This window comes from Pseudomonas sp. TSRC2-2 (assembly GCF_049897785.1).
GTDB lineage: Bacteria > Pseudomonadota > Gammaproteobacteria > Pseudomonadales > Pseudomonadaceae > Aquipseudomonas.
In genome coordinates this window covers 159,576-180,922 of record NZ_JAFCWZ010000015.1, presented here as the reverse complement: position 1 = coordinate 180,922, position 21,347 = coordinate 159,576, and the positions used below count along the sequence as shown (strand labels likewise).

26 protein-coding genes and 1 tRNA gene are annotated in these 21,347 nt (G+C 58.8%); 4 read left to right on the top strand and 23 right to left on the bottom strand.

Going from position 1 to position 21,347, the window contains the following annotated elements:
* Positions 1-3: 3 nt before the first annotated feature.
* The 14 genes from ACP7D9_RS27025 to trmJ all read right to left on the bottom strand — a co-directional run bounded on the left by ACP7D9_RS27025 (position 4) and on the right by trmJ (position 10,883).
* Complete coding sequence (locus ACP7D9_RS27025; RefSeq protein WP_426160114.1) at positions 4-1,023, bottom strand: RodZ domain-containing protein; 1,020 nt, start codon at positions 1,021-1,023, stop codon at positions 4-6.
* The gene (gene pilW / locus ACP7D9_RS27020) at positions 1,023-1,781 is read right to left on the bottom strand and encodes a type IV pilus biogenesis/stability protein PilW (RefSeq protein WP_016773330.1); all 759 of its coding nucleotides are present in this window, start codon (positions 1,779-1,781) and stop codon (positions 1,023-1,025) included. Before pilW ends, ACP7D9_RS27025 begins: the two co-directional genes overlap by 1 nt.
* 12 nt (positions 1,782-1,793) lie before the next feature.
* Positions 1,794-2,942, bottom strand: coding sequence for a 23S rRNA (adenine(2503)-C(2))-methyltransferase RlmN (rlmN, locus tag ACP7D9_RS27015; protein WP_313000852.1), 1,149 nt, complete (start codon positions 2,940-2,942; stop codon positions 1,794-1,796).
* Positions 2,943-2,970: 28 nt separating this feature from the next.
* Complete coding sequence (ndk, locus tag ACP7D9_RS27010; RefSeq protein ID WP_024014216.1) at positions 2,971-3,396, bottom strand: nucleoside-diphosphate kinase; 426 nt, start codon at positions 3,394-3,396, stop codon at positions 2,971-2,973.
* Between the two features lie 87 nt (positions 3,397-3,483).
* Positions 3,484-3,684: a Fe-S cluster assembly protein IscX gene (gene iscX, locus ACP7D9_RS27005; protein ID WP_016773328.1), complete on the bottom strand. Its 201-nt coding sequence runs from the start codon at positions 3,682-3,684 to the stop codon at positions 3,484-3,486.
* A gap of 14 nt (positions 3,685-3,698) precedes the next feature.
* The gene (gene fdx, locus ACP7D9_RS27000; protein ID WP_016773327.1) at positions 3,699-4,040 is read right to left on the bottom strand and encodes an ISC system 2Fe-2S type ferredoxin; all 342 of its coding nucleotides are present in this window, start codon (positions 4,038-4,040) and stop codon (positions 3,699-3,701) included.
* Entirely contained in the window at positions 4,040-5,905 is a 1,866-nt protein-coding gene (gene hscA / locus ACP7D9_RS26995; protein ID WP_426160113.1) for a Fe-S protein assembly chaperone HscA, read from the bottom strand. Before hscA ends, fdx begins: the two co-directional genes overlap by 1 nt.
* Before the next feature lie 50 nt (positions 5,906-5,955).
* Positions 5,956-6,477 (bottom strand): co-chaperone HscB, encoded by a 522-nt coding sequence (gene hscB / locus ACP7D9_RS26990; RefSeq protein WP_016773325.1) that lies wholly within the window; start codon positions 6,475-6,477, stop codon positions 5,956-5,958.
* An 8-nt stretch (positions 6,478-6,485) separates the two neighbouring features.
* A complete protein-coding gene (gene iscA, locus ACP7D9_RS26985; protein ID WP_003227904.1) occupies positions 6,486-6,809 on the bottom strand; it encodes an iron-sulfur cluster assembly protein IscA in 324 nt (107 codons plus the stop codon).
* A 34-nt stretch (positions 6,810-6,843) separates the two neighbouring features.
* On the bottom strand, positions 6,844-7,230 hold the full coding sequence (gene iscU / locus ACP7D9_RS26980; RefSeq protein ID WP_003248539.1) for a Fe-S cluster assembly scaffold IscU: 387 nt from the start codon (positions 7,228-7,230) through the stop codon (positions 6,844-6,846).
* Positions 7,231-7,330: 100 nt separating this feature from the next.
* Positions 7,331-8,545, bottom strand: coding sequence for an IscS subfamily cysteine desulfurase (locus ACP7D9_RS26975; protein ID WP_101162018.1), 1,215 nt, complete (start codon positions 8,543-8,545; stop codon positions 7,331-7,333).
* Positions 8,546-8,595: 50 nt separating this feature from the next.
* Positions 8,596-9,087 (bottom strand): Fe-S cluster assembly transcriptional regulator IscR, encoded by a 492-nt coding sequence (gene iscR / locus ACP7D9_RS26970; RefSeq protein ID WP_016773323.1) that lies wholly within the window; start codon positions 9,085-9,087, stop codon positions 8,596-8,598.
* Positions 9,088-9,332: 245 nt separating this feature from the next.
* Positions 9,333-10,109 (bottom strand): serine O-acetyltransferase, encoded by a 777-nt coding sequence (gene cysE, locus ACP7D9_RS26965; RefSeq protein WP_101162260.1) that lies wholly within the window; start codon positions 10,107-10,109, stop codon positions 9,333-9,335.
* A 3-nt stretch (positions 10,110-10,112) separates the two neighbouring features.
* Entirely contained in the window at positions 10,113-10,883 is a 771-nt protein-coding gene (trmJ, locus tag ACP7D9_RS26960) for a tRNA (cytosine(32)/uridine(32)-2'-O)-methyltransferase TrmJ (protein WP_426160112.1), read from the bottom strand.
* Positions 10,884-11,028: 145 nt separating this feature from the next.
* On the opposite strand from trmJ, the gene suhB reads away from it, so the two are divergent.
* The gene (suhB, locus tag ACP7D9_RS26955) at positions 11,029-11,847 is read left to right on the top strand and encodes an inositol-phosphate phosphatase (RefSeq protein ID WP_016773320.1); all 819 of its coding nucleotides are present in this window, start codon (positions 11,029-11,031) and stop codon (positions 11,845-11,847) included.
* A 235-nt stretch (positions 11,848-12,082) separates the two neighbouring features.
* On the opposite strand, the gene ACP7D9_RS26950 is transcribed toward suhB, so the two are convergent.
* From ACP7D9_RS26950 to queA, 6 genes are all read right to left on the bottom strand, one after another.
* Positions 12,083-12,631, bottom strand: coding sequence for a glycine zipper 2TM domain-containing protein (locus ACP7D9_RS26950; RefSeq protein WP_007956693.1), 549 nt, complete (start codon positions 12,629-12,631; stop codon positions 12,083-12,085).
* Positions 12,632-12,752: 121 nt separating this feature from the next.
* Positions 12,753-13,667, bottom strand: coding sequence for a protein translocase subunit SecF (secF, locus tag ACP7D9_RS26945; protein ID WP_101162014.1), 915 nt, complete (start codon positions 13,665-13,667; stop codon positions 12,753-12,755).
* A gap of 9 nt (positions 13,668-13,676) precedes the next feature.
* Entirely contained in the window at positions 13,677-15,545 is a 1,869-nt protein-coding gene (gene secD / locus ACP7D9_RS26940; protein ID WP_397504634.1) for a protein translocase subunit SecD, read from the bottom strand.
* 65 nt (positions 15,546-15,610) lie between these two features.
* A complete protein-coding gene (gene yajC / locus ACP7D9_RS26935) occupies positions 15,611-15,949 on the bottom strand; it encodes a preprotein translocase subunit YajC (protein ID WP_016773317.1) in 339 nt (112 codons plus the stop codon).
* Between the two features lie 43 nt (positions 15,950-15,992).
* Positions 15,993-17,108, bottom strand: coding sequence for a tRNA guanosine(34) transglycosylase Tgt (tgt, locus tag ACP7D9_RS26930; RefSeq protein ID WP_160768392.1), 1,116 nt, complete (start codon positions 17,106-17,108; stop codon positions 15,993-15,995).
* A gap of 14 nt (positions 17,109-17,122) precedes the next feature.
* Positions 17,123-18,187 (bottom strand): tRNA preQ1(34) S-adenosylmethionine ribosyltransferase-isomerase QueA, encoded by a 1,065-nt coding sequence (gene queA, locus ACP7D9_RS26925; protein WP_083353529.1) that lies wholly within the window; start codon positions 18,185-18,187, stop codon positions 17,123-17,125.
* Between the two features lie 108 nt (positions 18,188-18,295).
* On the opposite strand from queA, the gene ACP7D9_RS26920 reads away from it, so the two are divergent.
* Positions 18,296-18,380 (top strand) — tRNA-Leu (locus tag ACP7D9_RS26920).
* A gap of 183 nt (positions 18,381-18,563) precedes the next feature.
* Here ACP7D9_RS26920 and ACP7D9_RS26915 read toward each other — a convergent pair.
* Positions 18,564-18,920 carry a DUF7079 family protein gene (locus ACP7D9_RS26915; protein ID WP_426160135.1) on the bottom strand — a complete coding sequence of 119 codons (357 nt, stop codon included), beginning with the start codon at positions 18,918-18,920 and terminating at the stop codon, positions 18,564-18,566.
* A gap of 171 nt (positions 18,921-19,091) precedes the next feature.
* Entirely contained in the window at positions 19,092-19,310 is a 219-nt protein-coding gene (locus tag ACP7D9_RS26910) for a DUF6429 family protein (RefSeq protein ID WP_426160111.1), read from the bottom strand.
* A 221-nt stretch (positions 19,311-19,531) separates the two neighbouring features.
* On the opposite strand from ACP7D9_RS26910, the gene ACP7D9_RS26905 reads away from it, so the two are divergent.
* On the top strand, positions 19,532-19,861 hold the full coding sequence (locus ACP7D9_RS26905; protein ID WP_426160110.1) for a hypothetical protein: 330 nt from the start codon (positions 19,532-19,534) through the stop codon (positions 19,859-19,861).
* A gap of 28 nt (positions 19,862-19,889) precedes the next feature.
* Here the strand turns inward: ACP7D9_RS26905 and ACP7D9_RS26900 are convergent, their stop codons facing one another.
* Complete coding sequence (locus tag ACP7D9_RS26900) at positions 19,890-20,363, bottom strand: hypothetical protein (RefSeq protein WP_426160109.1); 474 nt, start codon at positions 20,361-20,363, stop codon at positions 19,890-19,892.
* A 209-nt stretch (positions 20,364-20,572) separates the two neighbouring features.
* On the opposite strand from ACP7D9_RS26900, the gene ACP7D9_RS26895 reads away from it, so the two are divergent.
* Positions 20,573-21,310 (top strand): hypothetical protein, encoded by a 738-nt coding sequence (locus tag ACP7D9_RS26895; protein WP_313000821.1) that lies wholly within the window; start codon positions 20,573-20,575, stop codon positions 21,308-21,310.
* The last annotated feature ends 37 nt before the right edge of the window (positions 21,311-21,347 follow it).

The following is a 21,347-nucleotide window of genomic DNA, read 5'->3' as shown; positions in this document are numbered from 1 at the left end:
GACTTATTGACCCAACTTCAGGCGAGCAGTCTCGCCACTGGTGAACGGAGCGATGTCGACCGGTTGGCCGTTGTAGCTGACCTGTGCCGCGCGGGCGACGCCCAGGCGCACGGCGAGCGGGGGTTTGCCGGAAACACTCACGCTGTCGCCTTTATGCTTCAGACCACTGAAAATCACTTTGCCACGGCCATCGGTCACCTGTGCCCAGCAATCGCCGGTGAATTGCAACTGTACCTGGCCTTCGCCGGCTACCGGAGCAGCTGTTTCAGCGCTTGGCGCTTGAGCAACCGGCGCGGTCGGGGCAGGTGTCGCTGGGACATTCGGCGCGGGAGTGGCCGGAGCCGCCACCACCGGTGCAGGCGTCTGTGCCGGTACGCTTGGTGCAACTGCCGGGGCAGCCGGCTCGGTCGCTGGCGCAGCGGACTCGGCGCCGGTCGATTCAGCGCTGGCGTCCGACTGCGGCAAAGCCAGCGAAGTGGAGTTGTCGGCCTGATTCTCGGCGACGGCCTGGTCTTCCGGCTCGTCGATCGGGTGGATCTGGGTGGTGCCGTCAGCGCCTTCGACTTCAACGTGTTCTGGCGCGAGGCTGGTCAGATCGCGACTGCGCTGTGAGGTCTGATCCTGCCACCAGACGAATCCGCCGCCGATGACCGCGATCAGCAACAACAGGCTGACGATACGCAAAATGGTGTGGGAAACCCGCACCGGCTCTTCGATACGACCGAGGGCGTGAACGTTGCTGCCCTGGGAGTCGGTGCCGGTGGACTGGTCAAACTGCTGAACCAGAACGGTCTGGTCCATGCCGAGCAATTTGGCATAGGCGCGAATGTAACCGCGAGCGAAGGTATGCCCCGGCAGCTTGTCGAACGCGCCGGCTTCAAGATTGCTCAGGGATGTCACGGTGAGGTTGAGCTTGAGGGCCACTTCGGCCAGCGACCAGCCATTGCTTTCGCGGGCCTGGCGCAGGGTCTCACCGGGATTAACGCGATTCGCTGCTACAACTTCGGGATGCGCCGCTTTCATCATTGCTCCGACAGGTATTGCTGATATTCCGGCGTACCGGGATAGAGTCGTTTTAATTGCAGACCGTAACTGGCTGCCTTGTCGCGATCTTCAAACACTTTTGCCAGCCGAACGCCGAGCAATAGGCTACGTGCATTTTGTTCGGTCAGTTGGCTGAAACGGTCGTAATAGTCACGCGCGGGCACATAATGCCTGTCTTCGAAGGACAACTCAGCCATTTCCAGCAACGCCCGTGGTTGTTGGCGGTTCAAACGCAGGGCTTTTTCCAGCTGTTGCTGGGCCAGATCACGCTGGCCAAGCTTGGCGGCGGTCATGCCGAGGTTTTCGAAGACCCGCGAGCGCTCAGGATACAGGGTATCGGCGGCCGCTTGTTCAAAACGCTCGTAGGCTTCCTTGTAGCGCTGTTCTTCGTAGAGAAAACTGCCGTAGTTGTTGAGGATGCGCGCATCGGCAGGACGTGAGGACAAGGCCTTGCGAAAGTGCTCGTCGGCAAGCGCAGGCTCCATTTCGGCCTGAAACACCAGACCAAGCGCCGCATTGGCGTCAGGGTCGGAACCGTCCAGCTCCAGCGCTTTCTTCAATGGCACCTTGGCGCGCTCGGTCATGCCCTGCTGCAGGTAGCCCAGCCCCAGCTGCACGTAGGCAGCCCGCGCTTCATCGCGGCCCTTGCTGGTCTTCATCGGGTTGTAGTCACCCGACAGGACACAACCAGCGCAAAGGCTGGCCAACAGCAACAGCAGCGCAAAGCGCAGGGACATAGAGATCCTCTCTTAGTTAGTGTTCGCGGCGTTCTGGGTCAGATCGCTGTCGGCGCTCAACTCGCGTACGGCGATGTAACGTTCGCTGCGACGGGTGCGATCCAGCACCTGCCCTACCAATTGACCACATGCAGCATCAATGTCTTCACCACGGGTGGTGCGCACGGTGACGTTGAAACCGGCTTGATGCAACTGATCCTGGAAGCGGCGGATGGCATTGTTGCTCGGCCGCTCGTACCCGGAATGCGGGAACGGATTGAACGGGATCAGGTTGATCTTGCACGGGATATCCTTGAGCAGCTCGATCATTTCCACCGCGTGCTCAAGCTTGTCGTTGATGTCCTTGAGCAAGGTGTACTCGATGGTCAGCACACGTTTCTCGCCAAGGGCGGACATGTAGCGCTGGCACGACTCGAGCAGCATCTTAAGCGGATATTTCTTGTTGATCGGCACCAATTGGTTACGCAATGCGTCATTTGGTGCGTGCAGGGACAACGCCAGGGACACATCGATGTGCTTGGCCAGCTCATCGATCATCGGCACCACACCCGAGGTGGACAGGGTCACGCGGCGCTTGGAGATCCCGTAGCCGAGGTCATCCATCATCAGATGCATGGCGGCGACGACGTTGTCGAAGTTCAGCAACGGCTCGCCCATGCCCATCATCACCACGTTGGTGATGGCGCGGTCGACGGTGGCCGGGACGCTGCCGAAAGATTTGTTGGCAATCCACACCTGACCGATGACTTCGGCGGCGGTGAGGTTGCTGTTGAAGCCTTGCTTGCCGGTGGAGCAGAAACTGCAGTCCAGGGCACAGCCTGCCTGGGACGAAACGCACAGGGTGCCGCGTTTGCCCTGGGGAATATACACGGTCTCGACGCAGCTGCCGGACGCCACGCGCACCACCCATTTACGGGTGCCGTCGCTGGAGATGTCCTCGCTGACCACTTCCGGACCACGCACTTCAGCAATGGCCTTGAGCTTGTCGCGCAAGGCTTTGCTGACGTTCGTCATGGCGTCGAAATCATCGACGCCAAAGTGGTGAATCCATTTCATTACCTGACCGGCACGGAAACGCTTCTCCCCGATTGAGTCGAAGAATTTTTCCATTTCCGGCTGGGTCAGACCCAGCAGGTTTGTTTTAACAGTCGATGTAGTCATGGATTCACCTTCACTCTGCAAGCAATGCTTAGCGAGTGGTTACTTCAGTAGCTGCGAAGAAGTAAGCGATTTCGCGAGCGGCAGCAGCTTCGGAGTCCGAACCGTGAACGGCGTTGGCGTCGATCGATTCAGCGAAGTCAGCACGGATGGTGCCGGCAGCAGCTTCTTTAGGGTTGGTAGCGCCCATCAGCTCACGGTTGCGAGCGATGGCGTTTTCGCCTTCCAGAACCTGAACGACAACCGGACCGGAAGTCATGAAAGCAACCAGGTCACCGAAGAAACCGCGCTCGCTGTGCTCAGCGTAGAAGCCTTCGGCTTCGGCTTTGGACAGTTGCTTCAGTTTCGAAGCTACAACGCGCAGGCCAGCGTCTTCGAAGCGAGTGGTGATCTTGCCGATCACGTTTTTAGCAACGGCGTCAGGCTTGATGATGGAGAAAGTACGTTGAACAGCCATGGTGTAACTCCAGAAACGGTAATTTGCGAAAAATTAAACCCGCGAATTATACGCGGGTTCTTGGGTATTGCCTAACCTGCGAGACGATCAGTCCAATTCTGCGGCCCAGAGCTCCTGAACCGCTTCCAGCACCTTCTCGCCGACGCGGCCAGAAGTAGCATCGAAGTCGGGCAGCTCAAGAATCATCTGCTGCAGACGGACAAAACCTACAGAGTATGGATCAAGCCCCTCGTGGGCCTCGGCCAGCTCTTCGGCAATGCGTTGAACATCATTCCAACCGTAGCTCATGACAGTCTTACCAGTCAGTGCGGCGCTTCGGCCGCATGGTTAAGCGAATATTTCGGAATCTCGACGGTGAGATCTTCTTCACCGACGATGGCCTGGCAGGCCAGACGCGATTGCGCCTCAAGACCCCAGGCACGATCGAGGAAGTCTTCTTCCAGCTCGTCGGCCTCTTCCAGCGAGTCGAAACCCTCACGGATGATGCAGTGGCACGTGGTGCAGGCGCAGACGCCACCGCACGCGCTTTCCATTTCGATATGGTGTTCGTGGGCCAGTTCGAGAATCGATGTGCCGGGCGCAGCCTCGACCACCATGCCTTCAGGGCAGAACTTCTCGTGGGGCAGAAAAATGACCTGCGGCATCAGATATCCTCGATTTCATTCAGATTGCGCCCCGACAGAGCGGCTTTCACCGTCAGATCCATGCGGCGGGCAGCAAAAGCATCGGTTACTTGCGACAGACGCTTGGTCTGCTGCTCGATGGCGTAACCATCGGTACCTTTCATCAGTTCGGCCAGTTCCTGCATCTGCAGTTCGATGACCATGCGCTCTTCGGCGTCGAGCAAACGCTCACCATCCGCCTCCAGAGCGCCCTGCACCGCTTCGAGCAGGCGCTGGGCATCGACTTGCTGTTCACGCAGGACACGGGCGACCTTGTCGTCACTGGCGTACTGGAACGAATCCTTAAGCATTTTGGCGATTTCGCCGTCGGTCAGACCGTAGGAGGGCTTGACCTGAATGCTCGCTTCAACGCCCGAACCCAGTTCACGGGCCGAGACGCTGAGCAGGCCGTCAGCATCGACCTGGAAGGTGACGCGAATCTTCGCTGCCCCCGCCACCATCGCCGGAATGCCGCGCAATTCAAAGCGTGCCAGAGAACGGCAGTCGCTGATCAGCTCGCGCTCGCCCTGCAGGACGTGGATCGCCATGGCCGACTGGCCGTCTTTATACGTCGTGAAATCCTGGGCGCGGGCGACGGGAATAGTGGTGTTGCGCGGAATCACCTTCTCCATCAGACCGCCCATGGTTTCCAGGCCCAGCGACAGCGGAATCACGTCAAGCAGCAGCAGCTCGCCGCCATCACGCTTGTTGCCAGCCAGGGTATCGGCCTGGATCGCGGCCCCGATGGCTACCACTTGATCCGGGTCAATTTCCGTCAAGGGCTGACGTCCGAACGCTTCGGCAACGGCTTCACGAACGCGCGGCACGCGGGTCGAACCGCCGACCATGACCACGGCATGGACATCTTCCAGTTCAATACCGGAATCGCGAACGGCGCGGCGGCAGGCTTTCAGGCTGCGCGCGACCATCGGCTCGATCAGCGTATTGAAGGCTTCGCGGGTCAGCTGCGCTTTCCAGTCGCCATAAGCCACTTCCACACTGGCCGAGTCGGTCAGGGCTTCTTTGGCCGCACAGGCGGTTTGCAGCAGATTGCGTTGTGCGCCCGGATCGAGATCGGCGGACAGACCGGCGCTCTCGATAATCCAGCCGGCAATGGCGTGATCGAAGTCATCGCCGCCCAGCGCGCTGTCGCCGCCAGTGGCCAGAACTTCAAAGACGCCGCCAGTCAGACGCAGAATGGAGATATCGAAAGTACCGCCGCCCAGGTCGTAGATAGCCACCAGACCTTCGGCATGCTGATCCAGACCGTACGCCACAGCAGCAGCGGTCGGCTCGTTGAGCAGGCGCAACACGTTCAGACCGGCGAGCTTGGCCGCGTCCTTGGTGGCCTGACGCTGCGCGTCGTCGAAGTAAGCGGGAACGGTGATCACCGCGCCAACCAGTTCGCCACCCAAGGTCGCCTCAGCACGCTGACGCAGGACTTTGAGAATATCGGCGGAGACTTCGACCGGGCTTTTCGGGCCTTGCACGGTGTCGATGAACGGCATGTGCGACTCGCCGCCGACGAAGCGGTACGGCAGCTGCTCACCCAATTGCTTGACGTCGGACAGACCACGACCCATCAGGCGCTTGACCGAGAGCACGGTGTTCAGAGGATCGGAGGATGCGGCGAGCTTGGCCGACTCGCCGACTTCGACGCGGTCGGCGTGATAACGCACGGCGGACGGCAGGATGACCTGCCCGTTAGCGTCGGCCAGCGGTTCGGAAAGACCACTGCGCAGCGCAGCGACCAGCGAATTGGTTGTACCCAAGTCGATGCCAACAGCCAGACGACGCTGGTGCGGTTGAGGACTTTGGCCGGGTTCGGCGATCTGCAGTAGAGCCATGGTGATCAGGTCTTGTCTGTCTGTCAGCGTGCAATCAGGGCAGCACTGGGTTAATCGTCGAGGCGCTCTTCCAGCTGGCGCACTTCGTAGGTGAGCTTGTCGAGGAACTGCATGCGCCGCATCAGGCGTTCGGCCTGCTCGCGTTGCGCTGCATCATCCCAACAGGCTGCGAAGCTTTCGTTGAGCTGTTCCTGAGCCGCCTTCAAGCGACGCTTGAATACCGCGACACCGTCGAGGTCGGCACTGTCCTGCAGATCTTCGAGCTCTTCGCGCCATTGCATCTGCTGCAGAAGGAACTCGGGATCGTGGACGGTGACTTCCATCGGCACTTCATGCCCGCTGATTTTCAGCAGGTAGCGTGCGCGCTGGGCCGGACTCTTGAGCGTCTGGTAGGCGTCGTTGAGCCGCGCCGATTGCTCGAGCGCCGAGCGCTGCTCGCGCTCGGAAGCGTCGGCAAAGCGGTCAGGATGGACGCCGCGCGCCAACTCACGGTAGCGCGTGGCCAACTGCTCGAGATCCAGGCGGAAGCTCGGTTGCAGCTCGAATAAAGCGAAATGACAAGGAATACCCACGACCAGCCTCAGATGTTGAAGCTTTCGCCGCAGCCACATTCACCGCGCACGTTGGGGTTGTTGAACTTGAAGCCTTCGTTCAACCCTTCCTTGACGAAATCAAGCTCGGTGCCGTCCAGGTAGGCCAGGCTTTTCGGGTCGATGATCACTTTTTCGCCGTGACTCTCGAACACCTGATCTTCCGCCACTACCTCGTCGACAAACTCCAGCACGTAGGCAAGGCCGGAACAGCCTGTAGTGCGAACACCCAGACGAATCCCTTCACCTTTGCCGCGCCCGTCGAGGGAGCGCCGCACGTGTCGAGCAGCCGCTTCTGTCATGCTGATAGCCATCGTTGACTCCTTACTCGTCGCCAAATCTTGAAAGTCAGATCAAGCCTTTCTTCTGCTTGTAATCGCGAACAGCCGCTTTGATAGCGTCTTCAGCGAGCACGGAGCAGTGGATTTTCACTGGCGGCAGGGCCAGTTCTTCGGCCAGCTGAGTGTTCTTGATGGTTTCGGCTTCATCCAGAGTCTTGCCCTTCATCCACTCGGTGGCGAGGGAGCTGGAGGCGATGGCCGAACCGCAACCGTAGGTCTTGAACTTGGCATCTTCGATAACGCCCTGCTCGTTGACCTTGATCTGCAGACGCATCACGTCGCCGCACGCCGGAGCGCCGACCATGCCGGTGCCGACATCAGGATCTTCCGCATTCATCTTGCCGACGTTGCGCGGGTTTTCGTAGTGGTCGATGACCTTTTCGCTGTAAGCCATGATTCTCAATCCTCACTCATCAGGGCCGCTCTTGAGACCCTGCAACTGCGCTGCGTTAACGCCGCGTCGCTACAGGGTCTGTATCCGGCGGCTTCTATAGTTAGTGTGCCGCCCACTCGATTTTCGAGATATCGACGCCGTCTTTGTACATGTCCCACAGCGGCGACAGAGCGCGCAGCTTGGTAACGGCCTCGCAGACTTTCTGCGCGGCGTAGTCGATTTCTTCTTCGGTGGTAAAACGGCCGAAGGTAAAGCGGATCGAGCTGTGCGCCAGTTCGTCGTTGCGGCCCAGGGCGCGCAATACGTACGAAGGCTCCAGCGAGGCCGAGGTGCACGCCGAACCGGACGATACCGCCAGATCCTTGAGCGCCATGATCAGCGACTCGCCCTCAACGTAGTTGAAGCTCAGGTTCAGGTTGTGCGGGACGCGGGCGGTCAGGCTGCCGTTGACGTACAACTCTTCCAGATGCTCGACCTGCTTGTAGAAACGGTCGCTCAAGGCTTTGATACGGACGTTTTCAGCGGCCATGTCTTCCTTGGCCACACGGAACGCTTCGCCCATGCCGACGATCTGGTGGGTCGCCAGGGTGCCGGAACGCATGCCGCGCTCGTGACCGCCGCCGTGCATGGTCGCTTCGATGCGCACACGCGGCTTGCGGCTGACATACAGCGCGCCGATGCCTTTAGGGCCATAAGTCTTGTGGGCGGAGAACGACATCATGTCGACTTTCAGCTTCTGCAGATCGATGTCGACCTTGCCGGTGGACTGAGCAGCGTCGACATGGAACAGCACGCCTTTGGCGCGCAGCATCTCGCCGATGGCGGCGATGTCGTTGACGGTGCCGATCTCGTTGTTCACGTGCATCACCGACACCAGAATGGTGTCTTCGCGCAGTGCAGCATCGATCATTGCCGGGGTGATCAGACCGTCTTCGGTCGGCTCGAGGTAAGTCACTTCGAAACCTTCACGCTCCAGCTGGCGCATGGTGTCGAGGACAGCCTTGTGCTCGATCTTGCTGGTGATCAGGTGCTTGCCCTTGGAGGCGTAGAAATGTGCCGCGCCCTTGATCGCCAGGTTGTCGGATTCGGTGGCACCGGAGGTCCAGACGATTTCGCGCGGGTCGGCATTGACCAGATCGGCCACCTGACGACGGGCGTTTTCGACAGACTCTTCAGCCTTCCAGCCGAACACGTGGGAGCGCGAAGCCGGGTTACCGAAGTTTCCGTCGACCAGCAGGCATTCACTCATTTTCTGCGCAACGCGCGGATCAACCGGGGTGGTTGCAGAGTAATCAAGGTAAATCGGCAATTTCATGGACTATCTCCTAAATCAGGGCTGGCGTGCCGCGGGTAGCTCTTCGGCTGTCATTCGACGGCGGACGCTTCAATCTTGTCCAGGCGTGGCGCCTTGCTGCTGCAACGGCGCTGGTCCTGACGCTGGGCCACTTCTTGTACCTCACGGCGAGTCACAAGGTCGGCCAAGCTGATACCGCTCAGAAATTCGTGAATCTGCAGGCTCAAGTCGCACCACAGATGATGGGTCAGGCAGGTATCGCCGGAATGGCAATCGCCCTGGCCCTGGCACTTGGTGGCATCGACCGATTCGTTCACCGCATCGATCACCTGGGCGACCTGAATGCCCTGCATGTCGCGGGACAACTGGTAGCCACCACCCGGGCCGCGAACACTGGAAACCAGGTTGCTGCGGCGCAGCTTGGCGAACAGCTGTTCGAGGTAGGACAGGGAGATGCCTTGGCGCTCGGAGATATCGGCCAGAGACACCGGCCCGTGCTGCGCGTGCAACGCCAGGTCAAGCATGGCGGTCACGGCGTATCGGCCTTTTGTAGTCAGTCGCATGGACAGTTACCACGGAGTTCGGAATGGGCGGGAGTATGCAATTCCCGAGCATTTAAGTCAACTATAAGACCTAGTGCTTTAGTCGGGTTTACCCGCAAAAGAGCGCGCGAATGATAGCAGGGTCTGCAGCCCAATGGCACACCAGCTGCTGGACGCCTTTGTAGGAGCTGTCGAAGGCTGCGATCTTTTGATCTTAAGAAGGCAAAATCAAAAGATCGTAGCCTTCGGCAGCTCCTACAGAGGCTTTAGCCGGCCTTGGATTCGTCTTTGCCCTTGACGCAGGCGAAGTCTTCTTCTCGCAGCTCAGGCAGATCTTTCGCACAGTAATTGCTGCCCAGATCCTTCAACGCACCACACATCCCCTCCAGACGCCCGTCAACCGCTTGCAGGTGATCGAGCAATTGGCCGATGGCGCGGGCCACCGGGTCGGGCATGTCTTCGCTGACACCGTAGGCGTCGAAACCGATCTTTTCCGCCATGGCTTTGCGTTTGGCGTCCTGCTCTTCATCGGTCTTGACGATGATCCGCCCCGGAATCCCCACCACAGTGGCGCCCGGCGGCACTTCTTTAGTCACAACGGCATTGGAGCCGACCTTGGCCCCAGCACCCACCGTGAACGGACCGAGCACCTTGGCGCCCGCACCGACCACTACGCCATCACCCAGCGTCGGGTGGCGCTTACCTTTGTTCCAACTGGTACCGCCAAGGGTCACACCCTGATAAATGGTCACGTCATCGCCGATCTCGGCGGTTTCACCAATAACGATGCCCATGCCGTGATCGATGAAGAAACGCCGCCCGACCTTGGCACCCGGATGAATCTCGATCCCGGTCAGCCAGCGACCGAAGTTCGACACCAGCCGCGCCAGCCACTTCAGATCGTTGCGCCAGAGCATGCCGGCCAGACGATGAATCCAGATCGCATGCATGCCGGGGTAGCAGGTCAGGACTTCAAAAGCGTTACGTGCCGCCGGGTCTCGATGGAATACGCTTTGGATATCTTCACGCAAACGCTCAAACATTATTCAATCCTTCCGCTTTAGAAGCTCGCCACGGGCCGCTTTCTGGGTTTCCGTGAGGATGCCACGCAAAATATTCATTTCCGCCCGGCTGACCGAGCTGCGTCCGTACAACCGGCGCAGGCGCGCCATCAAGTGCCGTGGTTTTTCCGGGTCGAGGAATTCGATGGCGACCAGCGTCTGCTCCAGGTGCTCATAGAATCGTTCCAGTTCATCCATGGTCGCCAACTCGGCGCTTTTCACCGAAGCCACTTCTTCTTTCTCGACCTTGCTCGGCTGACCCTGTGCAGCCAGCCAGGCCATGCGCACTTCATAACTCAACACCTGCACCGCCGCCCCGAGGTTCAGCGAACTGAACGTCGGGTCGGAAGGGATGTGCACATGGAAGTGACATCGCTGCAGCTCTTCGTTGGTCAGGCCGGAATCTTCACGCCCGAACACCAAAGCGATTTCGGCGCCCTGCCCGGCCTCCTCGACCACTTTGTTGCCGCATTCGCGCGGATCAAGCAGCGGCCAGGGAATACGACGATCACGAGCACTGGTGCCGAGCACCAGATTGCAGCCGACCAAAGCATCTTCCAACGTGGCGACGACTTGTGCGCTTTCAAGGATGTCACCGGCACCAGAGGCGCGGGCATCGGCCTCGTGATGCGGGAAGACCCGCGGTTCGACCAGCACCAGTCGCGACAGACCCATGTTTTTCATGGCGCGCGCGGCCCCGCCGATGTTTCCGGGGTGGCTGGTATTGACCAGGACGACACGAATGTTCTGCAGCAAGGGAGGCGCTCTCGGACATTGGAAAGGGGGGCAAATCTTACAGAACAGCCTACCGTTAAGCTATGAAAGCGAACAGCGTCCTTCACCTGAAGAAAAGTTCTGATAGAATGCGCGGCTTTCTTTAACAACCTTAGGTGACACATCCATGCAGCCCATGCTGAATATCGCGCTGCGCGCCGCCCGCAGCGCCAGTGAACTGATCTTCCGCTCCATCGAGCGCCTGGATACCATCAAGGTCGACGAAAAAGACGCCAAGGATTACGTATCCGAGGTTGATCGCGCCGCTGAACAGAAAATCATCGATGCCCTGCGCAAGGCTTACCCGAATCACTCGATCCAGGGTGAAGAGACCGGCCTGCACGCTGGCACCGGCATCGAAGGCGAAGAGTACCTGTGGATCATCGATCCACTGGACGGCACCACCAACTTCCTGCGTGGCATTCCGCACTTTGCTGTGAGCATTGCCTGCAAATATCGTGGTCGCCTGGAACACGCCGTGGTTCTGGATCCGGTCCGCCAGGAAGAATTCACCGCCAGCCGTGGTCGCGGCGCCCAACTGAACGGTCGTCGCCTGCGCGTCAGCGGTCGCACCAGCCTCGACGGCGCCCTGCTCGGTACCGGTTTCCCGTTCCGTGACGATCAGATGGACAACCTCGACAACTACCTCGGCATGTTCCGCGCCCTGGTTGGCCAGACTGCCGGCATCCGCCGCGCCGGTTCGGCAAGCCTGGACCTGGCTTACGTGGCTGCCGGTCGTTTTGATGCGTTCTGGGAGTCGGGCCTGTCCGAGTGGGACATGGCTGCAGGCGCCCTGCTGATTCAGGAAGCCGGCGGCCTGGTGAGCGACTTCACCGGCGGTCACGACTTCCTTGAAAAAGGCCATATCGTTGCCGGTAACACCAAATGCTTTAAGGCAGTGCTGACGGCGATCCAGCCGCACCTGCCGGCTTCGCTGAAGCGCTAAGCTCACGGCTAACAGAAAAGCACCCTTCGGGGTGCTTTTTTTATGCCTGCGATTTAACACCATTCCCTGTAGCTGCGATCTTTTGACTTTGTTTTTTGAAAGCAAGATCAAAAGATCGCAGCCTTCGGCAGCTCCTACACTGATCAGGGAAATAAACAGGAGATCAGTTGGCTGAAGAAATCGCGAGCACAAAAAAAGCACCCCGCAGGGTGCTTCTTCGCACAACAGTGGAGCCTTACTGACCCGGCTCATTCTGCGACAGGATCAGCTTGCCTTCCTTGTCGACCGGAATCTGGTTGCCCGGATCGCGATCCATCCGCACTTTGCCTTCCTTGCCGTCGAGCGAGTAACGCACGTCGTAACCGACGACCTTGTCGCTGATGTCATTGACCGTGTTGCAGCGGGTTTGCGTGGTGGTGTAGGTGTCACGCTCCTGCATGCCCTCCTGCACCTTGTTGCCCGCGTAACCGCCACCGACCGCACCGGCCACCGTGGCAATTTTTTTGCCGGTGCCGCCGCCAATCTGGTTACCCAGCAAACCACCGGCCAGCGCGCCGACCACGGTCCCGGCGATCTGGTGTTGATCTTTCACCGGCGCCTGACGGGTCACCGTTACATCCTTGCATACTTCACGTGGAGTCTTGATCTGTGTCTTGACCGGCTCAACGGCTAATACTTGCGCATACTCAGGGCCGCTTTTAACCAGGCTGTAGGTGGCAACAGCACCCCCGGCTGTGACACCGACAGCACCCAATACCGCACCAACCAGCAACGACTTGTTCACATGAACCTCCTGACCATCACATGCGGGACGCGCCCGCGCTTCTCCCAGCCTTGGAGCACAAAAAAAGGCGCGAGTTCAACTCGCGCCTTTCGTGGCCTGACAGCCGGGATTTCGAGGGCCGTTATGGACGGTCGTCGACTTCCGTCTCGGTGTTCGCCGGAGGAATCAGATCCTCCGTAGTCAGGTTCAGCCAGATCAGCACAACGTTGGCGATGTAGATCGACGAGTACGTACCCGCCAGCACGCCGATGAACAGCGCGATGGAGAAGCCGAACAGGTTGTCGCCGCCAAAGAACAGCAGCGCCGCGATCGCCAGCAATGTCGAGATTGACGTCGCCATGGTGCGCAGCAGGGTCTGGGTGGTCGAGATGTTGATGTTCTCGATCAGCGTCGCCTTGCGCAGCACGCGGAAGTTCTCCCGCACCCGGTCGAAGACGACGATGGTGTCGTTCAGCGAGTAACCAATGATCGCCAGTACCGCCGCCAGCACCGTCAGGTCGAAGGTGATCTGGAAGAACGACAGGATACCGATGGTCACGATCACGTCGTGGATCAGCGACACGATGGCGCCGACCGCGAACTTCCACTGAAAGCGGAAAGCCAGGTAGATCAGGATGCCGCCCAGCGCCAGCAGCATGCCGAGGCCGCCCTGGTCGCGCAGTTCTTCACCGACCTGCGGGCCGACGAACTCGACACGCTTGACCGTCGCCGGGTTGTCGCCGCCGACTTTCTGCAGCGCTTGCGCGACCTGATGACCGAGCTGCGGGTCTTCACCCGGCATACGCACCAGCAAGTCGGTAGTTGCGCCGAAGTTCTGCACGATAGCTTCGTGATAACCCGAGCTCGCCAACTGCTCGCGGACCTTGGTGACATCGGCAGGACGCTCGTAGGTCAGCTCGATGAGCGTACCGCCGGTAAAGTCCAGCCCCCAGTTCATGCCCTTGGTGGCGACACTGAACAAGGCAATGACGGTAAGCAACACGGTGACGCCGAACGCGAAGTTGCGAACGCCCATGAAGTTGATTGTACGTAACATGGCAGCCCCTTAAATCCACAACTTCTTGAAGTCACGTCCGCCAAAGATCAGGTTGACCATTGCGCGGGTCACCATGATGGCCGTGAACATCGAGGTAAAGATCCCGAGGGACATGGTCACTGCGAAGCCCTTCACCGGGCCGGTGCCCATGGCGAAGAGAATGCCGCCCACCAGCAAGGTGGTCAGGTTGGCATCGAGGATCGCGGTGAATGCCCGGCCGAAGCCTTCGTTGATTGCGCGCTGCACGGTCATGCCGGCGGCGATCTCTTCACGAATCCGCGAGAAGATCAGCACGTTGGCGTCGACCGCCATACCCATCGTCAACACGATACCGGCGATGCCCGGCAGGGTCAGCGTGGCACCCAGCAGCGACATCAGCGCCAGCAGCAACACCATGTTCACCGCCAGCGCAACGGTGGCGATGACGCCGAAGAAGCGGTAGATGGCGATAATGAACAGCGACACGAACAGCATGCCCCACAGCGACGCATTGATACCTTTGGTGATGTTGTCAGCACCCAGGCTCGGACCGATTGTGCGCTCTTCGGCGAAGTACATCGGCGCCGCCAGACCACCGGCACGCAGCAGCAGTGCCAGCTCGGACGATTCGCCCTGGCCGTTCAGGCCGGTGATACGGAACTGCGCACCCAGCGGCGACTGAATGGTCGCCAGGCTGATGATCTTCTTCTCTTCCTTGAAGGTCTGCACCGGCACGTCTTTCTCGACGCCGTTGACAACCTGCTTGGTGTAAGTGGTCACCGGGCGCTGTTCGATGAAGATCACTGCCATGCTGCGACCGACGTTGGAACGGGTCGCGCGGCTCATCAGCTCGCCACCGTGGCCATCCAGACGGATGTTCACTTCCGGTGTGCCGTGCTCGCCGAAACCGGCCTTGGCGTCGGTGACCTGGTCACCGGTAATGATCAGACCACGCTCGATCTGCGCTGGCGGACGGTTGCCTTCGCGGAATTCGAACGACTCGGAAGTGGCTTTCGAAGCGCCCGGCTCAGCGGCCAGACGGAACTCAAGGTTGGCCGTCTTGCCGAGAATACGCTTGGCTTCGGCAGTATCCTGCACGCCCGGCAGCTCAACCACGATGCGGTTGGCGCCCTGACGCTGCACGATCGGTTCGGCAACACCCAGCTCGTTGACGCGGTTACGTACCGTGGTCAGGTTCTGCTTGATGGAGTATTCACGGATTTCCGCCAGCTTGGCCGGGGTCATCGCCAGACGCAGCACCGGCTGACCATTGAGGTCGGCCGGAACAATGTCGAAATCGTTGAAGTTCTTGCGGATCAGCGCGCGGGCCTGTTCACGGGCATCTTCATCGCTGAAGCCCAACTGAATGGCACCGTCCAGTTGCGGCAGGCTGCGATAGCGCAGCTTCTCTTTGCGCAGCAGGCTCTTGACGTCGCCTTCGTAGACTTTCAGGCGTGCATCGAGGGCTTTGTCCATGTCCACTTCGAGCAGGAAGTGCACACCACCGGACAAATCCAGACCCAGCTTCATCGGGTGCGCACCGAGGTTGCGCAGCCATTGCGGAGTGGTCTGTGCCAGGTTCAGCGCGACGACGTAGTCATCACCCAATGCCTTGCGCACAACGTCCTTGGCTGGCAGCTGATCTTCAGCCTTGCTCAGACGGATCAGACCGCCCTTGCCGCCCGCCGTCAGCGTGGCCGCCTTGACGTTGATGCCGGACTCTTTCAGCGCCGTGCTGACGCGAGCCAGATCGGCGTCATTGACCTGCAGAGCCGTGCTGGCGCCGCTGATCTGAATGGCCGGGTCATCGGGGTAAAGATTGGGAGCGGAATAAATCAGACCGATCGCCAGCACCGCCAGGATCAGGATGTATTTCCACAGAGGGTATTTGTTCAGCATCACGCCGCCCGTTATGAACGCGGGGCGCCTTGCGCGCCCCGTCGATTGAGTAGAAGTTGTTGCTCTTAGATCGCTTTCAGCGTGCCTTTTGGCAGCGTGGCGGCGATAGCGCCTTTCTGGAACTTCATTTCCACGGTGTCGGAAACCTCCAGGACCACGAAGTCATCGGCAACCTTGGTGATCTTGCCGGCGATGCCGCCAGTGGTCACGACTTCGTCACCCTTCTGCAGGCTGCTCAGCAGGTTCTTCTGCTCTTTGGCGCGCTTGGCCTGTGGACGCCAGATCATCAGATAGAAGATGACCAGGAAGCCGACCAGGAAAATCCACTCGAAGCCGCCGCCCATTGGGCTTGCAGCAGCCGGTGCAGCGGCGTCAGCCATGGCATTAGAGATAAAAAAGCTCATTTAGCACTCCAGTTGCAAATGTTGAATCTTGGGGTCAGAAAACTCAGTCCAAAGGCGGAACGGGAAGTCCGCGTTTGGCGTAGAAGGCATCGACAAAGGCGGCCAATGTACCCTGTTGAATAGCCTCGCGCAAACCAGCCATCAGCACCTGATAATGGCGCAAGTTATGGATGGTATTGAGCATGCTGCCGAGCATTTCGCCGCACTTGTCCAGGTGATGCAGATAAGCGCGCGAGAAGTTCTGGCAGGTATAGCAATCGCAGGTCGGATCCAGCGGCGATTCATCATGGCGATGGAACGCGTTACGGATCTTCAGCACACCGGTATCGATGAACAGATGCCCATTGCGGGCATTACGGGTTGGCATCACGCAATCGAACATGTCCACTCCGCGGCGCACACCCTCAACCAGATCTTCCGGTTTGCCAACGCCCATAAGGTAACGAGGTTTGTCAGCGGGCATCTGGCCCGGCAGATAATCCAGCACCTTGATCATTTCGTGCTTTGGTTCGCCTACCGACAGACCGCCGATGGCGAGGCCGTCAAAGCCGATCTTGTCGAGGCCTTCGAGCGAACGCATGCGCAGGTTTTCATGCATGCCGCCCTGGACGATGCCGAACAGCGCCGCGGTGTTGTCGCCGTGGGCATTTTTCGAACGCTGCGCCCAGCGCAACGACAGCTCCATCGATACCCGCGCAACGTCTTCGTCAGCCGGGTACGGCGTGCATTCGTCGAAAATCATCACGATGTCGGAGCCGAGATCGCGCTGCACCTGCATCGATTCTTCCGGGCCCATGAACACTTTCGCGCCGTCGACTGGGGAGGCGAAAGTCACGCCCTCCTCCTTGATCTTGCGCATCGCGCCGAGGCTGAACACCTGGAAGCCGCCGGAGTCGGTCAGGATCGGGCCTTTCCACTGCATGAAATCGTGCAGGTCGCCGTGCTCCTTGATCACCTGCGTGCCAGGACGCAGCCACAGGTGAAAGGTGTTGCCCAGAATGATTTCCGCGCCAGTGGCGACGATGTCGCGCGGCAGCATGCCCTTGACCGTGCCGTACGTGCCGACCGGCATGAATGCCGGAGTCTCGACGGTGCCACGGGGGAAGGTCAGGCGACCACGACGAGCCTTGCCATCGGTGGCCAGCAGCTCAAAGGACATTCGACATTCGCGACTCATTCTGTTTCCTCTGGGCCCGACTGTTCAGGGGCAGTTGGAGCGGGATTGCGGGTGATGAACATCGCATCCCCGTAGCTGAAAAAGCGATAACCGTTTTCCACGGCGGCCTTGTAGGCGGCCATGGTTTCGGGATAACCGGCAAACGCGGAAACCAGCATCAACAGCGTGGATTCCGGCAAATGGAAATTGGTCACCAGGGCATCGACCACATGAAACGGCCGGCCCGGATAGATAAAGATGTCGGTGTCGCCACTGAACGGCTTGAGTACACCATCGCGCGCTGCACTTTCCAGCGAACGCACGCTGGTGGTGCCGACCGCAATCACCCGACCGCCACGCGCACGGCACGCAGCGACCGCATCGACCACATCCTGGCCGACTTCCAGCCACTCGCTGTGCATGTGGTGATCTTCGATCTTCTCGACACGCACCGGCTGAAACGTCCCCGCGCCGACGTGCAACGTCACGAACGCAGTCTCGACGCCCTTGGCGGCAATCGCCTGCATCAACGGCTCATCGAAATGCAGCCCCGCCGTCGGCGCCGCGACCGCGCCCAGACGCTGGGCATACACGGTCTGATAACGCTCGCGATCCGAGCCTTCATCCGGGCGGTCTATATAAGGAGGCAACGGCATATGCCCGACGCGGTCGAGCAGCGGCAAGACTTCCTCGGCAAACCCCAACTCGAACAACGCATCATGACGCGCGAGCATCTCGGCTTCGCCACCGCCATCGATAAGAATCTTCGAACCCGGTTTCGGCGATTTGCTGGAGCGCACATGCGCCAGCACGCGGTGCGCATCGAGCACGCGCTCGATGAGAATTTCCAGTTTGCCGCCGGACGCTTTCTGCCCGAACAGCCGCGCCGGAATCACCCGGGTATTGTTGAACACCATCAAATCGCCCGGGCGCAAATGCTCAAGCAAATCAGTGAATTGACGGTGTGCCAGGGCGCCGCTCGGCCCATCGAGGGTCAGCAGGCGACTACCGCGACGCTCGGCCAAGGGGTGGCGGGCGATCAGCGAATCAGGAAGCTCGAAAGTAAAGTCAGCAACGCGCATGATGGGGTTCGTCTAGCAGGGCCGGAAAGTCTAGCGGAAATATCGAAAATTGACCATGAAACGTGATTGACCAACGGTAATCACCTCTCTATACTTCGCCGCCATTGAGCCCTGATGGCGGAATTGGTAGACGCGGCGGATTCAAAATCCGTTTTCGAAAGGAGTGGGAGTTCGAGTCTCCCTCGGGGCACCAACACAGAGAAAAAGGTCTTGCGAAAGCAGGGCCTTTTTTTTCGTCTGGAGGAAAGTGGTTGGTGCAATGCCGAGCACTAAAGCCCCGCCCGACGATTGAGCTTGAAGGAACCTGAATCACCGCATCGGTGAAACAAAAGGTGGCTTTCACCATCGCGGAATACCAAACCGCGTGAAACCGTCCTCATAACCTCGAGGCTATCTCTTTCCACATGTAGTCATAGTTGTATTCCAGCCAACGTACCAACAGTTTGTCGTACTGCCTGCGAAACCAATTGCGCCGTCGCGCCGCGAGCCTCTCCTCTATCTCGGATCTGAGCCAATCAGGGTCGAACCCAGTCCATACAGTGGGAAGAACTGCAGCAATGTTTGTGAAACACACGGGTGCTACTTCTGAATAAAAAATCTTGTAGAGCACCGCTGGATCAACGCCCCTTAGCTGACGAACGACGTAGTCGTAATCAGTGGGGAAATGATTGAAAGGCTCTGATAAGGCATCTCTGACCCTAGTCAGTTGTGGTTCGTCCAGAAGATGTCCCAATGCAAAAATCCTCCGATTCCTTATCCAGTAACTCGCTACCGTTTCGCCTGCAGATCTGCGTGCAACCGCACCAACAACAATCGTATGCATATCCCCATGGCGAGCCATGATCACACCTGACGTTATCTTGCCGAGCAACAGCTCAACTACAGAATCGGGCGTTTGCCCAACCTATTCCTTAGCTCCAAATATCCGCTCAGCAATCTCCCGCCCCCGCTCCAACCCTTCCTTCGTCAACCATATCGACTTGTTCCTGTTAACCGGATTACTGATCAAACCCTGTTCGTGCAAACGGTTCATGATTTCAAAGTCATAGCCCTTCCACGCATTGCCGTCGTCGGAGCTATAGGCTGCCAGGAGAGCAAGAACGGCGTCGTCGATCAGTTTCATGTCGTATTCCATGATGGTCACTCCGCTGATGTTCAGTGTTTGTAAACAAAGCGTCGTATCAAAGTGGATGTCAATGCTGCGCGAGCTTGTAGGTTTTAGATGCCCGATTGCTGGTTGCCTCGCATGCGATCCCCGCCCGTATAATCACGCCCGCACGTCAAACCTCCTCTGGCGTTTCGCGCATTGGTTTCAAGCCCTCCACTTCACTGACAGACAAACCCATGGAAACCTCACTGGAAACCGTCGCCCTCTTCTCCCTCAAACTCGCCTACGAAGAAGAAGGCCTGAGCCCGATCCTGCGCGATGACATGGTCATGGGCGATTATCAGAAAGACCTGTTCGAGTTACTGGTGAAACGCGGCGATGTCGAGACTATTCAGTTCAAGATGAACGAATGCCTGAACCTGGCGCTGGATGCTTTGGGTGGGGTCGACAAGCCGTTGGGGCGGGAGTTGCGCAAGTTGTCGGCGGAGTTGGCCCAGGCGCGGTCGATGGAGCAGCTGGGTCAGCCGCTGCTCGCGCTGAAGGGGTATTTGAAAGACATCCTCTAGCAGACAGGCTCTTACCTCAAAGTAATCATCAGCCAACAGTACCGCTGACCAGAATCCAGTCACTTGTCGGTAACCGGAGACGCATTGATACCGCCGCAACGAACACGAATCCGGAAAACGCCAACCACAAGTGCCACAGCCTGACCTTATGCATTGTTCGCCAGAACCAGTGTTGTGCAAGGATTGCCGCCGTTTCGAGCGCTTTCACATCGAATGGGCCTGGCGTGTTGTATCCGATACGCAGCGCCATAGTTTCAGACATAGCCTTGTAAAACCTGATCAGCCCATGGCACTTGACCATACACACCGAACCCAGTAATCCGACTACCATCAGGGCATAGACAAGCCAGCTATCTTGCTCATCCAGCTTTTGATCAATAGCCATCACAGCGATCAATGCTCCAATGACCACCGTGAGTGTGTTCGCAATAGCGCGGCGCTCGTCCTGGTGGTGTCTGACCTGCTCACAATAGTGCTCGTAGACGCTGATCTCAGCTTCCATGCTTTGCTCTCTTGATGTTCTGGAATGGTCGACTCGATCCGACCGTGGCGCAGTCTAATACGTCGCCTTCGGACATCGCTTTTTTCTTGCCTTATCGGGGCCAAGTCGATGGCATAAGCCGTTGCTTTTGTTATCTTCCTTCTTTTTACCAGTGTACCTGCGGCAAGCGCGCGGACTTCGCACTAAAAGACATCAAGGAAAAAGATCAAATGGAGTTTCTGCGTTTTCTGGCGTTCGTCGCTGTCTGGGGTTTCATGTGGCGCTGGGTGGTGAAGAATCGCGGCAGCTGGAATATTTTCTACGGCAACATCGTTGGCGCGGCGGGCGGCTTCATTGTCGGACTGGTGATGTTGTCGATCACCTTTTCTCTGTTTCCTTCGTCGTTCGATCACGAAGCAGCGCAGGCGCAGAACACGCCAGTCGTCGAGGCGTCCTCTCTGCTGCCTGAAGCCGAGGCGGTCACGCCCGCCACCGAGCTGAAAGATGCGCCGGTTTTTGCTGCCATTGAGGCGGACGACATGCCTTCTCCCGCCGACTCCGCACTGTTGCCGAATTACATCAGTCGGGCACCGCAATCAATGGCGGTACAGACGGTGCTGGATCAAAGCGACTATGAGGGCCGCATGGCCCTGGCCGCGCTGAACAAGAAACTGCGCGGCGACGCACAGGCCGACAAGTCGATGATCGCGTATGTCATGTGCAGCCCGTTTGTCACCAGCACACTGCGTTATCCCGCTTCGGCGCGTTTTGCTGACAGCAAAGCGCTGGTCAGCCATCGCTTCAAGGATCAGGTCTACACCTTCAGCAACAACGTCACCGCGCGCAACATGAATGGCGACGATGTCACCTACCGATTCGATTGCTCTGTACAACAACTGCCACGGGTTGATGCGACCGCTGGGGAATGGCGTTTGCTGGCGCTGAAACTGCAAAAAGCCGACTCTTAAGGCTGATTTAAGGGATCAGGGCGCCGGCTGCGCTATC